Origin of the sequence: Bacillus sp. SH7-1 (assembly GCF_008042405.1) — a bacterium.
Taxonomy (GTDB): Bacteria; Bacillota; Bacilli; order Bacillales; family Bacillaceae_G; genus Bacillus_A; species Bacillus_A thuringiensis_N.
In genome coordinates, this window is record NZ_QNUD01000032.1 from 33,198 (window position 1) to 47,321 (window position 14,124).

A 14,124-nucleotide genomic window follows, 5' to 3' on the forward strand; every position below is an offset into this window, starting at 1 on the left:
GAACAATCGTGAAAATGAATGACATAGTGGCACGTACACAATTGCCAAATACAATCAAAACAATTACAAATGATTTAAGAAAATTAGGGTTAGAAAAAGGGATGACGGTTATTGTGCATTCTTCGCTAAGTTCTATCGGCTGGATATCTGGTGGGGCGGTTGCGGTAGTTGAAGCATTAATGAAAGTTGTTACAAAAGAAGGAACAATCATTATGCCAACGCAATCTTCAGATTTATCTGATCCGAAACATTGGTCCAGACCGCCTGTCCCTGAAGACTGGTGGCAGATTATCCGTGATAATGTACCAGCGTATGATCCTCGCATAACACCAACAAGAGGCATGGGGGAAATAGTTGAATGTTTTCGTACATATCCGAATGTAGTTCGCAGCAATCATCCATTAGGGAGTTTTGCTGCATGGGGGAAACATGCAGAAGAAATAACAATGAATCAATCACTATCGATGAGTTTAGGAGAAGAATCTCCATTAAGAAAAATATATGATTTAGAGGGGTACATATTATTAATTGGTGTTGGATATGACTCCAATACGTCTGTACATTTATCTGAAGTACGTTCTGGTGCATGTGAGTTAATAAAAGTAGGAGCACCTATTTTAGAAAATGGTGAAAGAGTATGGAAAGAGTTTGTTGATATGGATTATGATTCTGAAAGGTTTGTAGAAATCGGTGTAGAGTTTGAGCAAAAGGGTACTGTAACAATGGGGAAAATAGGAAACGCAAAGTGTCGTCTTATGAAACAACGAGATATCGTTGACTTTGGAACAGAATGGTTTCGTAAGAAAAATCAGTAAGGGATGGTTACAATGAAGGGGAAAAAAGTATTAATTACAAGTGGTGGTTGTTTAGAAAAATGGGACCAAGTGCGTGGTCATACGAATATGGCAAAAGGAACAATTGGAAGAATACTTGCTGAAGAGCTTATATGTAAAGGAGCGCATGTAATATATTTACACGGTTATTTTGCCGAGAAACCAAACGATATAAATAATCAATTAGAATTACACCCATTTGAAGGAATTGTTGATTTACAAGATAAAATGAAAAGTATCATTACGCATGAAAAAGTTGATGCAGTCATTATGGCAGCGGCTGGATCAGATTGGATTGTGGACAAAATTTGTGATCAAGATGGGAATGTTCTTGATATGAATGGAAAAATTTCAAGTGATATAGCGCCAATTATTCATTTTCAAAAGGCACCGAAAATATTAAAACAAATAAAAAAGTGGGATGCAGAAACAGTGCTCGTAGGCTTTAAGCTTGAAAGTGATGTAAATGAAGAAGAACTGTTTGAAAGAGCAAAAAATAGAATGGAAGAAGCAAAGGCGAGTATAATGATTGCGAATTCACCACATTCTTTATATTCGCGCGGAGCGGTACACTACGTAATTGAACAAGACGGTAAAGGGAAGCTATGTAATGGGAAAGATGAAACAGCGAAAGAAATTGTCAAAAGGTTAGAAGTACTATGTAATCACATTACTGCTTTTTAATTTTAAGTATTTGGATAAGAGTAAATCCGCATAGTATATATAGGTAAGCGAAACTTTAATTTATGGGAATTTTACTTTTACACAAACGTTAACCATTCAATATGGATACATAGAATAATTGGTGAGGAGTGAATTCTATGGAACATTTATTAAAGCAAGCTATTAAACTCCGGAAAGAAAAGAAATATGCGCAGTCTAAAGAGATACTCATTGGATTAACAAACTTTACGAGGGATGCAGAAGTACTTTATCAATGTGCCTGGATACATGATGTAATGGGTCTTGAAACAGAGGCTATGCCATATTATGAACAGGCAATTGCAAACGGTCTTGAAGGTGAGTCACTTTGCGGCGCATATATCGGTCTTGGTAGTACATATCGTTGTATAGGTGAGTATGACAAAGCAATTACTGTTTTAGAAACAGGTTTGCAGCAGTTTCCAGATAATGATGTGATGAAAGTATTTTTGTCATTAGCGAAATATAACGTAAACGATCATGAATCCGCGATGAAATTATTACTTGAAACAGTCGTAAAAGTAGAAGAGGTTAAAGAATTTGAACGTGCTATTTCATTTTATAAAGACCATTTAAACGAGGTTTTTAAATAGAGGAGTGAACGTATGAGTGACACACTTTCGCGAAGGCGAAAAGGTATCTGGATTGGACTCGTATCTGTAATCTTGTTATCAAACTATTTATTATATGCTCTTCCGATTGTACCAGCTACTCCGAAAGAAGTTGTTCTTGGATCATTATTAGATTGCATGTTTGTAATTCCGGTCATTACGTATTTCTTTATTATTCGAAAAAGATACTCGTTAACGTATATATTTCCTGTTGTAATAGCTGGTTATATATTTGCAAGATTTATTATTCCGAGCGACTATTTACAAGGTTTTTCATACGTTTCTTATATTATAGTTGCAGGAGAAATTGCTTTTGTATGTTTAGAGTTATTCCTTCTATATAAAATTGTTAGAAAGCTTCCTACCATAATAAAAAAATATAAAGAATATAAAAGTGAGTACTCTTCATTTTCTTATGCAATTGATGCTGCATTTGACGCTACTATGAAAAGAAATAAATTAATAGATATCATTGTAACAGAGTCTAAGTTAATCTATTATGCATTTTTATCGTGGCGTGCAAAAGTGCCAGAAGGTGAATATGTATACTCATATCACAAAAAGACTGGTGCAATAGGTGTATATATCATGATCATCCATGCGACCTTAATAGAAAGTATCGGTTTTCATTATTTGTTTCATCAATGGAATCCGCTTGTAGCATGGGTGTTACTTATTTTAAACGTATATGCAATGTTTTATTTTTTAGCTGAAATTCAAGCAATGCGTAAAAATCCAATTATTGTTAAGGAAGAAAAAGTAATTATACAAATTGGATTAGGAAAGAAAATCATTATACCATTTATACAAATTGATAAGATTACGTTTTATAAAGGAGAACTTTTAAAGAAAGAGAAAGAGGTTCTTGACGCAACAGTGATGGAATTTATAAAGGAACCTCCGACATTTGAAATAACACTAAAAGAGCCAGCGAAAGCGCAATTGTTATATGGATTTTCTAAAACAGTAAGTCGTGTTTACTTAAATGTTGATAAGGAACGGAAATTTTATGATGCGGTTATCGAGAAATTAAAATATGAGTAATGCTACTAATTTTCATAGTGCGTTTGGTGTGTACGGCATTTGTATCGAAAACAATCACATATTAGTAATTGATAAAATTAAAGGTCCATATAGAAATCGGTATGATCTGCCTGGTGGTAGTTTAGAAGGTGGGGAATCAATATTAGCTGGACTTCATAGAGAGATTAAAGAGGAGACCGGGCTAAATGTAACGGTAGTAAAACAAATAGGTACATTTGATTTTCAATTTCCATCAAAATTCAAGGAGTACACACATGTACATCATATCGCAGTTTTCTACGGTGTTGAAAGGTGCGAAGGTGAATTTGTAGTACCGAAACAATTTGAAGGTCAAGATTCTTTAGGAGCGAGATGGGTTTCTATAGAAAGCATTACAGAAGACAATTCATCTCCACTTGTATGTAGTGCAGTGGAGTGGTTGAAAACGAATGAGCTTCCATTAGAAGTGAAAAAATATGAAACATGGACAGTGAAAAACTCCTTCTAAAATAAGAGGGAGTTTTTATTGTGTATTTGGAGACCAAACACTTCTTTATCACTATATAAATGGATATAATTAAGATTAGAAATAGCATAAGGGGAAGCAAAGAATGAATAAATTACTAACACCAAAAAGTGAAATTATAGAAAGAAAAATTCGGTATGACTCGACCGTAGTAGATCACACTTGCTTATTACTTGAAAAGCAGTTGCAAAGTATCGTGTTATTTCATGAGGTTCAGTATTCATTTACAATGACTGCACATCGTGCGAGTTTAACAATCCCAAAAGGAAGTTACACCATTGCATACTACTGGGAAAATCGTCCGTACAATTTATACATATGGAGAGATAAAAATGGAATGTATGTAGGCTCTTATTTTAATGTTGTAAAAAATACGCAAATAACAGACGAATTCGTGTCATTTGAAGACTTAATTATTGATATATTGGTACTTCCAAGTGGAGAATATTTTATTTTAGATGAGGATGAGTTACCTGAGCCTTTAGAGGGTTTTGAGGGTGGTTATGTGAATGAAGCTCTTAATGTATTAGAGGAAATAATTCAAAAGACGCTTCCTCAAATGATTGTAGAGACAGAAATGGTGTGGTTAAACTAAAGCGATTTGAAAAGAAAATATGTGTTTAATGAAATTGAGTAGTCTTAAGTTATATGATCTAACTTTTTGATAAGTCTAAGGTTAGATGTATATTTCTTGAGATTACTCTTTTTTTGTGGAAACTAATATTGACTGAATATAGTTCAGTTGTTTATGATTGAATCAGATTCAGTCGAAGGTAAAACATAATAGGAGATGACCTATGAAAAGAATATCAAAAGAACCAGATGTTAGACGGCAAGAGTTGATGGATATTGGTTTTGAACTATATATGAAAAATGGTATGAAAGGATTTGGCATAAAAGATGTTGTGAATCATGCAGGTGTAGCAACGGGCTTATTTTATTATTACTTCAAGTCTAAAGAGAATTTTGTTGATGAAGTATTAAATGATTTTATTGTGAAAAATATGGAGTTAATTGAAGAAATACTTATTTCTAATGAACGGTCTGTCATGCAAAAGCTGAAAGATTCTCTAAATATATTTTGGACATTTATTGAAAAATTAGCACCCTATAAAAATGTGAGTTCGTTTCAGACGGAACAACATTTTCAACTGGAACAGAAATTATTTACGCGAATGCAGCCATCAATTCGACAAGTAATCGAAGAAGGGGTGAAAACTGGGATTTTTAATACTGATAACTCATTATTAGCATCAGGATTTATTTTATACGGTCTTAGCAGTATTGCTCATTCAGAGGTGGATTTGAATCTAGACACGAAGCAAGAAATGATTAATTTAGTATTAAATACACTACGATACGATCAAAGCGAAGGAGAATGTATATGAAAATTATTATTGATGGAAACAATATTTCGAATGAACAACTTACAAAGTGGAAAAGAGAACGTATTAAAAAAGTTTTAAATACATTGGGACATAAAGAACCGGAATTAAATGATACAGACGTTATGCTAAAAAAACTAACGGAACTAAAGTTAAATTATTCATACAATGAAATGTATGATAAGTTAAAATCTAAACTTAAATTAAGTGAAATGGGTATGCGTATTTGTACTGTTTTATCTGGTGATAGACGAAAATTTTCAAAAACAAGTATCTATTTAGATGGGATTACAGCAGAAGAAGCGATAAATGGAATTGATAGTTTTATGCTTGAACAATCAGATGAAAATGATCAAGTGAATTTATCGGCCTGTCCAGATCATTACGTACTAAGACCCTTTGGGGAAAATGAATTAGAGGTTATCGAAACTACTGGTAATTCTCCATTTCCAGTTCAATTTTTTATTGTTTTTGGTGACGAAATGGGATTGAAGACACCTAGAGATAAGTCCTATCAATACCAATCAACAGGTGTTGCACGTATGAAAGACGGTACTACTATTGGTGGAGTTCGACATCAATTCAAAGATACAGATACTGGTATAGAAGTAAGTCTAGTTGTAGAGTTTCCGGCACTTTGTCCTAATAGCCTTATTAAATCGCATCAAATGCATTTGGCATGTGAGTTTTCTTATTGGTTACAGTGGATTAAGAACCATAAAAAATAATTTTTAAATAAATAACAATAAGGATGTTCAAACAAATCATACGTATGTTTTAATAAAACCGAGTTGACTTATCGGAAATATTTGTATAATATGTACTTAATTCCATTACGTATTGCTGATTGGAGAAACCAAAGGCATTTTATCAATAGATAAAATGCCTTTGGTTTTTTTATTGCATAAATACTGAATCTGTTCATTAAGATGAATCATTTCAAGGAGGGGGAAAAGTGACTGTATCAATTGATGGAGTATCAAAATATTTTTCGAAACAAACTCGTACTGTTCAAGTATTAGAGCATATTAATTTTCAATTAGAAAAAGGGGATTTTGTTACAGTAATTGGTCCGAGTGGTTGCGGAAAAAGTACACTATTAAAAATTATTGCAGGTTTAGACAACGATTTTGAAGGTGAAATCATTATTGACGGGGAGCGTATAACAAAACCGAGTAAGAAGCAAGGATTTATATTTCAAGAGCATCGATTGTTTCCATGGCTTACAGTGGAAGAAAATATTGCAGCTGATTTGTCATTAAAAGATAAATATGTGAAGGATAAGGTAAAGGAATGGGTTGAAATTGTTCGGTTAGACGGTTTTGAAAAATCATATCCGAAAGAAATATCAGGCGGGATGTCACAACGTGTTGCGATTGCAAGAGCGTTGTTAAGGGATCCCAATGTATTATTGCTTGATGAACCATTTGGAGCACTGGATGCATTTACCCGAAGTCATTTGCAAGAAGTACTGCTCAACATTTGGGAACAAAAAAAGACGACAATGATATTCGTTACACATGATATAGACGAAGCAATATATCTTTCAAACAGAATTGTCATCATGAGTGCAAAGCCTGGAAAAATACATAAAGTGATTGAAAATAATTTACCTTATCCGCGTAGTAAAACTTCCGAGTCATTCCAAGGAATTCGAAAGAAAGTATTACAGCAGTTTGAACACGGGGGACTAATTCAAACAAGTATATAGGGAAAGAGTGAGTATATGTATAAAAAAATCAAAGTTCTTTCTTTTGCAGTAGCTATTTCTTTATTTTTATTTGGATGTGAAAAAAGCACAGCAAGTAGTAAGAAGGAAGATGTAACAATACAAATTGGTATTCAGCAAGGATTAAGTCCACTATTACTCGCGCAGAAAAAAGGATGGTTTGAAGAAGAGTTTAAAAAAGAAGGAGTTAAAGTGAAGTGGACAGAGTTTCAAAGCGGTCCTCCTTATTTTGAAGCAATTGCATCAAATCGATTAGACTTTGGTGAAGTTGGGAACTCCCCAGTTATTTCAGCTCAAGCAGCTGGTATTGAATTTACCGAAATTGCTAATACAAGTTATGCGAGAAAAGGAACGGGGATTCTTGTACAAAAGGATAGCAAGATTGCGAGTGTAAAAGATTTGAAAGGCAAGAAAATAGCAGTGGCAAAAGGAAGTAGCGCATTTAATTTATTGTATCGAGCGCTTGATAAAGAAGGTATCAATGCGAAAGATGTAAATGTCATTCAGTTACAACCAGATGAAGCACAGCCGGCATTTGAATCAGGTTCAGTAGATGCATGGGCAATTTGGGATCCTTTCATATCGTTACATACGGTAAATAAAGGAGCAAAGGTGATTACAGATGGTGAAACATTAAATGTATCTTCTCCAGAGTTTTTAATTGCGAGAACAAAATTTGCGAAAGAGCATCCAGAATTAGTTGAGAAATTCCTTAAAGTATATGAAAAAGCACGTGTATGGCAAGATGAAAACTTGGATGAAGCAATAAACATATACACTTCTGCAAAGAAAATAGATGCAGAGATTGTAAAAGAAGTGTTTAATCACGACAAACCAATTTTAGTTCCGGTAACGAAAGAAATAATAGCAGAACAGCAAAAGACAGCAGATTTTCAATATAAGCTCGGTTCTATAAAGAAAGAAATCAACACAGATAAAGTTGTAGATAATTCTTTCGTAGAAAAAGCGTTAAAGGCGAAATGAAGAGAGGTTTTGTAAATTGGAGAATACGAAAGCTGTTATGAAACCAACGAGTATAACGATTGGTAATAACGATGTAAAGAAAGTGCGAAAGACAAAAGTAAAAGTGTTAGTAAGAGCGATTACTATACCAATTATCGTATTAATAATTTGGCAGTTGGCTGGCGTATTCGGTCTAGTTTCTAAAACAGTTTTACCAACGCCTCTAGATATATTTTTAGCTTTTCAAGAACTTATAAAAACAGGAGAGTTATTCGGTCATTTAAGTATTAGTGTATTCAGGGCTGCGACTGGTTTCTTTATTGGCGGGAGTTTAGGAATTATTTTAGGAACAATTGTTGGGTTTTCAACGAGAAGTGAGCAATATTTAGATCCTTCAGTACAAATGTTAAGAACTGTGCCTCACTTGGCTGTTGCACCGCTTTTCGTATTATGGTTCGGTTTTGGGGAAACATCGAAAGTGTTATTAATTGCAGATGGTGCTTTTTTTCCTTTATACGTAAATGCGTTTCTAGGAATACGAGGTGTGGATTCAAAGTTATTTGATGTTGCGAGAGTATTAGAGTTTAGTAAAAGAAAATTAATTACAAAATTAATTTTACCTGCAGCATTACCGAACCTATTACTAGGAGCGAGATTATCATTAGGAGTTGCATGGGTGAGTTTAGTAGTCGCAGAACTTATGGGATCTACAGAAGGTATTGGCTATATGATAATGGATGCAAGGCAATTTTCAAATACAGATATCGTATTTGTTGGTATTATCATCTTTGCATTCGTTGGGAAATTTTCGGATTCACTCGTACGTTTACTAGAAGTGAAGTTTTTAAGATGGCGAGATAATTTTAAAGGCGAGATAGGAAATTAACATATAAATTATTAGGGGTAATTTATATAGAGTATTTTAGTGTACGTTTCAAAATAAATAAGGGGTGTATAAAGGTATGGAATTATTATGGTTTATTCCGGCGTATGGAGATGGTCGATATTTAGGAACGACAAAACGAGGAAGAGCAGCTGAGTATGGTTATTATAAACAAGTTGCACAAGCAGCCGATTATTTAGGGTATACAGGTGTGTTACTTCCAACTGGTCAAGGTTGTGAAGATCCATGGGTATTAGCATCGGCACTTGCAGCTGAGACAGAGAAATTAAAATTTTTAGTAGCAGTTAGACCAGGATTAATGTCACCGACAGTTGCAGCAAGGATGGCATCTACATTTGATAGAATTTCAGATGGAAGATTACTTATTAATGTAGTAGCTGGAGGAGATCCCGTTGAATTGCAGGGTGATGGATTGTATCTTGAACATGATGAAAGGTATGAAGCTGCCGATGAATTTTTAAAAGTTTGGAAATCGACTTTGCAAGGTGAAACCATTTCATTGGAAGGAAAACATATTAAAGTTACAGATAGTAAAGTAGTGTTCCCGCCAGTTCAAACACCGTATCCCCCTATATATTTTGGAGGATCATCGGCTGCGGGTAAAGAAGTTGCAGCTGAACATAGTGATGTGTATTTAACGTGGGGAGAGCCACCAGAGCAAGTGAAAGAGAAAATAGATGAAGTAAGAAAACTTGCAGAAGAGAAGGGGCGTACGGTTCAATTTGGCATTAGATTACACGTAATTGTAAGAGAAACAGAAGAAGAAGCATGGGAAGAGGCAGAACGTTTAATTCAATATGTAGATAATGAGACAATTGAGCTTGCTCAAAAAACATTTGCAAGATACGATTCAGTTGGTCAAAAACGAATGACTTATTTAAATAAAGGTACACGGGAGTCGTTAGAGATAAGTCCAAACTTATGGGCTGGTATAGGACTTGTAAGAGGTGGTGCAGGTACTGCACTTGTAGGAGATCCGCATACAGTAGCAGATAGAATAAAAGAATATGAAGCGTTAGGAATTGATACGTTTATATTATCGGGATATCCTCATTTAGAAGAGGCATATGAAGTGGCAGAACTGTTATTTCCTTTATTAAAAGAAGAGAAACAAGAAAATAAAATTGTTGGTGAAATGATAGCTGATGCATATGCACTTAAAAAATAATGAGAAATAAAGTGAAACTTTAATCCTTTGGGTGAATTGTCCCAAAGGATTATTAGTTGAACCAATCGGGCATTTACAGGCAGTTTCAACTATGCTTTACTTCGTTTTGTTTACTGCCTGTTAATACGGGATAAAAAACTCGCAAGTAAATCACTTGCGGGTTTTCATCGTAAACTATTAGAAAATATGGTAAAATTAAATAGTAACTTAAGGTACGGTTGGTTGTTCAATTATCACTTCTCCAAGTAGGAGGGGGGTGATAATAAGTGAGTGAAATAGCGTTGTTATTGCAAGGTGGACTGTTTCTCGTTGCATTGTTAACGTTCGTCGTCGTTTTAATAGACAAGCTCAAAGAATAACAACCCACCTATGCCAATAGAATGTGGGTTGTTTTGTTTGTAAGAAACAAATAGGATAAATGAACAATCCAATCTGCTAAGTTACGTGGACTAGTGTGTAGCCGCACACTAGTCTTTTTTATTTATATACAATTAATAATTGGTTTATGTGATTGTATTGTTCTTTTCATACTTATTATAACACAGTGTCTTTTCATCAAGAAAGGAGACCGTATGTTCTGATTTCGATTAAATAGAAGGTGTTTTTTCTTTAAATAGTCCATCCATATACTGTTTTAAAGTTTGGACATAAAATTCTTGCTTATTTACATTATTTACGCCGACAATGGGTGATGAAAGTTCATATCTCTTTTCTGATAAATGAACGACAACGTCAAAGATATCAAATAGACGAATGAAACAGAACAGTCCATCTTTATCACTTAATAAAATAAAGTAATGGTTTTCGCTATTTGTATTTAATGTATTCCATAAAGAACTTTTGCTTAAATCACGAACGATGCTCTTTTCTTTTAATTCCATGAAGTCGGCATTTGATAGAATGTTAGAAATATCAATCGCATCTGGATCTTCAAAATAGCCATCGACTGCTTGTACAGCGAAAGTATAAGCCATTTTTAATACACTCATTTTATACTTACGGTTATCTAAAAGTAATTCACGTTGAATAGAGCTAGCTACTTTCGTTACACGTTCTTCTTTCCAAATTTCATTATGTAGTGAAATATCGTGCTTTTTACATAGTTTCATAATTAATGCATTGGAATAAAGTATTTCATCACTTACTTCAACAACATCTGTCTCAGCTGCTGCAAGTTCCTCACCATGCTCATTCGTATAGAGGGGGGAGTCAATTTGTTTTTTCATTTGCTCAATCTTAAATTGACTTAATTTATGCCGAATTAAGGGACGATCAATATTTGTTGTCATTTGTTCATGACAAGTATCACAAATTGAGTTTGTGAAATAATATCCACATAATATTTCTGGGATGACATATTGTTCACTAAGTTCTTTCGTATCTTTTCTGCAAATGATGCATTGTGTCATTTTTATCACCTTTACCTGCAAATTTGTATGTAATCTCATTGTAGTGTATTTATTGGTATTTTGGAATATTGTAAAGGAAAATATTATGTGAAATTCTTGCTTATTTTGGTACAATGAAGAGAAGTGCTAGTTTAAAGGAGGACGTTTTTTTGAAATCGAAAGTGCACTTTTGGACATTAGAAGTGCTAATGGTTGTAGCGATCATATTTATTTGCACAAAAATATCGTTTCTATTTCAACCGATTGGTATCTTCATATCAACGTTGTTTTTCCCAATCTTAATCGCGCTTTTTTTATACTTCATATTTAATCCGGTATTAGTCTTTTTGGAGAATAAAAAAGTACCTAGAAATTTAGCGATTTTACTGTTATATCTTTTTATCATAACATTAACTGCGGTTGGAGTTGGGGTAGTTGTTCCAACGATCTCCCAACAGCTAATGGATTTAGTAAAAAATATGCCAGGTTATATAAAAGAGGGAAAAGTATACATACAAGATTTATCCCATCATAGATTGTTTGAATGGTTATCTACTCAAAACTATGTTTCCATTGAAACAATTGAAAAAAATGCAATTGAATACTTAAAGGATATACCAAACACCATTACGTCGAGTGCAACGGCTTTATTTGGTATTATAACGAATGTCGCATTAGTTATCTTTACAGTACCGTTCATTTTATTTTATATGTTTAAAGATGGACATGCGTTTCCAGGGAAAGCAGTTAGTCTATTACCTGAATCTTACCGTGAAGAAGGACTTCGTATCATTAAGGAAACGAACGAAACATTATCTGCATATATTCAAGGGCAAGCTCTCGTTTGTATATTTGTAGGTGCTTTTACTTTTATCGGTTATTTAATTATCGATTTACCGTACGCTTTTGTTTTAGGAATAATAGCAGCATTCACAAATATAATTCCAAACTTAGGTCCATTTATCGGTGCAGCACCAGCTGTTATTGTAGGTCTGTTCGTATCTCCGATGCAAGCGTTGTACGTAATTATTATCGTAACAATTGTACAGCAGTTTGAAAGTAACATCATTTCACCGCGTATTATGAGCTCAAAATTAAATATCCATCCGTTAACAATTATTATTTTAATTTTAGGGGTAGGTAACTTTGCGGGAATTATCGGAATGATTTTGGCAGTGCCAGTTTATGCAGTAACGAAAACAGTTGTATCGAACTTGGTGAGATTGTTTAAGACGAAGCGAAGTAATAGAAAATAGTATATGTTTAGAAAGATACACCGCTTTTAAGTGGTGTATCTTTTGTTTATTACTCAATATTAAAAGTGTATGAATATAATTTTATTATATATTTAATACATATCAAAAGTAACAGAAAACTTGTATGATATAGCCACTATAAAACTATGTGGAATCCCTCTGAACTATCCAAATCATTTCCTTACAACGTGCTATCAACATCATAATCGACTCCTTTCAAGTTTTATATTTTTAAAGGATTATAGGTGAGTGTAGTATTTGCTTCTACGATCTCGAATTTCGTCCATAATCTTTTTGTATTGTTGCTCTTGTTTTAATTCACCTTCAGAAAAGATTTCTTTCTGGATTGTAATTGTTAAAAAGAAAAGGTGAAACTTCATGATACATTCCTCCTTTCGAAAGGAATTATAGATGGCTACAGTAGTGACTTTGACGTTCTTTCACATCTTCCATAGCTTTATTAATTTGATGGTCATGCAGTATCTCACTGTCTGAGAACTTAGTTTTCTGAATCGTGATTGTTAAAAAGAATACTTTAAATTTCATTAGATAAAACCCCTTTATAAGTTTATTAGAAAAGACGGCTGTAATAAGAAGCTTGGTGCTCTTTTACTTCGTCCATAATAGTTTGAATGTGTTGCTCACGTAAAATTTCTTTCTGTGAAAGCTTACGTTTTTGAATCGTGATTGTTAAAAAGAATGCTTTAAATTTCATAAGTGTATTGCCCCTTTAAAAGTTATTTAGAAAAGACGGCTGTAATAAGCAGCTTGACGCTCTTTTACTTCGTCCATAATGTTTTGAACGTGTTGTTCGTGTAAAATCTCATTCTGTGAAAGCTTACGTTTTTGAATGGTAATGGTTAAAAAGAATGCTTTAAATTTCATTAGATAAAACCCCTTATAAGTTAATTAGAAAAGACGGCTGTAATAAGCAGCTTGACGTTCTTTTACATCGTCCATAATAGTTTGAATGTGTTGCTCACGCAAAATCTCATTCTGTGAAAGCTCACGTTTTTGAATGGTGATGGTTAAAAAGAATGCTTTAAATTTCATGAAGATATTGCTCCTTAAAAATATATTTTTAATACATATGCGTATAGTATGAACTTTTAATGTCAGTCATTTTATCAGTCAGTTGTTTTAACTGTTGTTTACGAATAATTTCATCTTCAGATAAAGTGTTTTTCTGAAGTACAGTTGTAAAAAAGAAAATATGAAAAGTCATAAGTGAATTCCTCCTTTCGAAAAGGAATTACAGGTGATCACAATAAAGTGCTTGGCGCTCCTTAACATCATTCATAGCTTTTTCAATTTGCTCATTATGAAAAATTTCATCTTTGGATATTGTATTTCTTTGAATCGTAATACTTAAAAACAATACGCTAATAGTCATTGAATGTTGCTCCTTTCTTTAAAAAATAATGTAAGAGACTAAAAAATCACACAAAAAAGCCACAGGAAGATATAGTTCTCCTATGGCTAGGCGTGAAAAAGCCACAGGAAAGTATACGACCTCCTGTGGCGAATTTATGAATTAATAGAAATAAAGTACGATTTTCAATTCTCCATTAGGGTGGTCGAATTCATATTTAATTGTCCAGAAAACACAGGTGTAGTTAACGCTAAAGTTAAAGCA

Annotated in this window: 22 protein-coding genes; 14 read left to right on the plus strand and 8 right to left on the minus strand. The window is 33.6% G+C overall.

Features of this window, described 5'->3' with window-relative positions:
• Positions 1–14 precede the first annotated feature (14 nt).
• The 13 genes from DN390_RS22845 (at position 15) to DN390_RS31330 (ending at position 10,203) form a co-directional block, all read left to right on the plus strand.
• Positions 15–815, plus strand: coding sequence for an AAC(3) family N-acetyltransferase (locus tag DN390_RS22845; RefSeq protein WP_147808580.1), 801 nt, complete (start codon positions 15–17; stop codon positions 813–815).
• A gap of 12 nt (positions 816–827) precedes the next feature.
• The gene (locus tag DN390_RS22850) at positions 828–1,517 is read left to right on the plus strand and encodes a phosphopantothenoylcysteine decarboxylase domain-containing protein (RefSeq protein WP_147808533.1); all 690 of its coding nucleotides are present in this window, start codon (positions 828–830) and stop codon (positions 1,515–1,517) included.
• Between the two features lie 137 nt (positions 1,518–1,654).
• The gene (locus DN390_RS22855) at positions 1,655–2,128 is read left to right on the plus strand and encodes a tetratricopeptide repeat protein (RefSeq protein WP_000400626.1); all 474 of its coding nucleotides are present in this window, start codon (positions 1,655–1,657) and stop codon (positions 2,126–2,128) included.
• Positions 2,129–2,140: 12 nt separating this feature from the next.
• On the plus strand, positions 2,141–3,190 hold the full coding sequence (locus DN390_RS22860) for a hypothetical protein (RefSeq protein WP_147808534.1): 1,050 nt from the start codon (positions 2,141–2,143) through the stop codon (positions 3,188–3,190).
• On the plus strand, positions 3,183–3,677 hold the full coding sequence (locus DN390_RS22865; protein ID WP_147808535.1) for an NUDIX hydrolase: 495 nt from the start codon (positions 3,183–3,185) through the stop codon (positions 3,675–3,677). Before DN390_RS22860 ends, DN390_RS22865 begins: the two co-directional genes overlap by 8 nt.
• A gap of 103 nt (positions 3,678–3,780) precedes the next feature.
• Positions 3,781–4,290, plus strand: coding sequence for a ribonuclease FAU-1 family protein (locus DN390_RS22870; RefSeq protein WP_060631260.1), 510 nt, complete (start codon positions 3,781–3,783; stop codon positions 4,288–4,290).
• A gap of 202 nt (positions 4,291–4,492) precedes the next feature.
• Entirely contained in the window at positions 4,493–5,083 is a 591-nt protein-coding gene (locus tag DN390_RS22875) for a TetR/AcrR family transcriptional regulator (protein WP_147808536.1), read from the plus strand.
• Positions 5,080–5,808, plus strand: a complete 729-nt coding sequence (locus DN390_RS22880) for a hypothetical protein (protein WP_147808537.1) — start codon at positions 5,080–5,082, stop codon at positions 5,806–5,808. Before DN390_RS22875 ends, DN390_RS22880 begins: the two co-directional genes overlap by 4 nt.
• 227 nt (positions 5,809–6,035) lie before the next feature.
• On the plus strand, positions 6,036–6,791 hold the full coding sequence (locus DN390_RS22885) for an ABC transporter ATP-binding protein (protein ID WP_147808538.1): 756 nt from the start codon (positions 6,036–6,038) through the stop codon (positions 6,789–6,791).
• Between the two features lie 15 nt (positions 6,792–6,806).
• Positions 6,807–7,793 carry an aliphatic sulfonate ABC transporter substrate-binding protein gene (locus DN390_RS22890; protein WP_147808539.1) on the plus strand — a complete coding sequence of 329 codons (987 nt, stop codon included), beginning with the start codon at positions 6,807–6,809 and terminating at the stop codon, positions 7,791–7,793.
• A 16-nt stretch (positions 7,794–7,809) separates the two neighbouring features.
• Entirely contained in the window at positions 7,810–8,658 is an 849-nt protein-coding gene (locus tag DN390_RS22895) for an ABC transporter permease (RefSeq protein ID WP_097951299.1), read from the plus strand.
• 76 nt (positions 8,659–8,734) lie between these two features.
• Positions 8,735–9,844, plus strand: coding sequence for an FMNH2-dependent alkanesulfonate monooxygenase (gene ssuD, locus DN390_RS22900; protein ID WP_147808540.1), 1,110 nt, complete (start codon positions 8,735–8,737; stop codon positions 9,842–9,844).
• Positions 9,845–10,110: 266 nt separating this feature from the next.
• Positions 10,111–10,203, plus strand: coding sequence for a putative holin-like toxin (locus DN390_RS31330; protein WP_255444150.1), 93 nt, complete (start codon positions 10,111–10,113; stop codon positions 10,201–10,203).
• Between the two features lie 228 nt (positions 10,204–10,431).
• Here the strand turns inward: DN390_RS31330 and DN390_RS22905 are convergent, their stop codons facing one another.
• Entirely contained in the window at positions 10,432–11,253 is an 822-nt protein-coding gene (locus DN390_RS22905; RefSeq protein WP_060631253.1) for an HNH endonuclease, read from the minus strand.
• A gap of 149 nt (positions 11,254–11,402) precedes the next feature.
• On the opposite strand from DN390_RS22905, the gene DN390_RS22910 reads away from it, so the two are divergent.
• Positions 11,403–12,488, plus strand: a complete 1,086-nt coding sequence (locus DN390_RS22910) for an AI-2E family transporter (protein ID WP_147808541.1) — start codon at positions 11,403–11,405, stop codon at positions 12,486–12,488.
• A gap of 239 nt (positions 12,489–12,727) precedes the next feature.
• Here the strand turns inward: DN390_RS22910 and DN390_RS22915 are convergent, their stop codons facing one another.
• Genes DN390_RS22915 through DN390_RS22945 form a run of 7 tightly spaced genes read right to left on the minus strand, consistent with a single transcriptional unit; the run spans position 12,728 to position 13,881 of the window.
• On the minus strand, positions 12,728–12,868 hold the full coding sequence (locus DN390_RS22915) for a YrzI family small protein (protein ID WP_147808542.1): 141 nt from the start codon (positions 12,866–12,868) through the stop codon (positions 12,728–12,730).
• Between the two features lie 25 nt (positions 12,869–12,893).
• The gene (locus DN390_RS22920; RefSeq protein ID WP_000669812.1) at positions 12,894–13,034 is read right to left on the minus strand and encodes a YrzI family small protein; all 141 of its coding nucleotides are present in this window, start codon (positions 13,032–13,034) and stop codon (positions 12,894–12,896) included.
• 25 nt (positions 13,035–13,059) lie between these two features.
• Entirely contained in the window at positions 13,060–13,203 is a 144-nt protein-coding gene (locus DN390_RS22925) for a YrzI family small protein (RefSeq protein WP_060631250.1), read from the minus strand.
• 26 nt (positions 13,204–13,229) lie between these two features.
• Positions 13,230–13,373: a YrzI family small protein gene (locus DN390_RS22930; protein WP_147808543.1), complete on the minus strand. Its 144-nt coding sequence runs from the start codon at positions 13,371–13,373 to the stop codon at positions 13,230–13,232.
• Positions 13,374–13,397: 24 nt separating this feature from the next.
• Entirely contained in the window at positions 13,398–13,541 is a 144-nt protein-coding gene (locus DN390_RS22935; RefSeq protein WP_097951304.1) for a YrzI family small protein, read from the minus strand.
• A 28-nt stretch (positions 13,542–13,569) separates the two neighbouring features.
• Positions 13,570–13,713 carry a YrzI family small protein gene (locus DN390_RS22940; RefSeq protein WP_098274102.1) on the minus strand — a complete coding sequence of 48 codons (144 nt, stop codon included), beginning with the start codon at positions 13,711–13,713 and terminating at the stop codon, positions 13,570–13,572.
• Between the two features lie 27 nt (positions 13,714–13,740).
• Complete coding sequence (locus DN390_RS22945; RefSeq protein ID WP_000156189.1) at positions 13,741–13,881, minus strand: YrzI family small protein; 141 nt, start codon at positions 13,879–13,881, stop codon at positions 13,741–13,743.
• Positions 13,882–14,124: the final 243 nt, after the last annotated feature.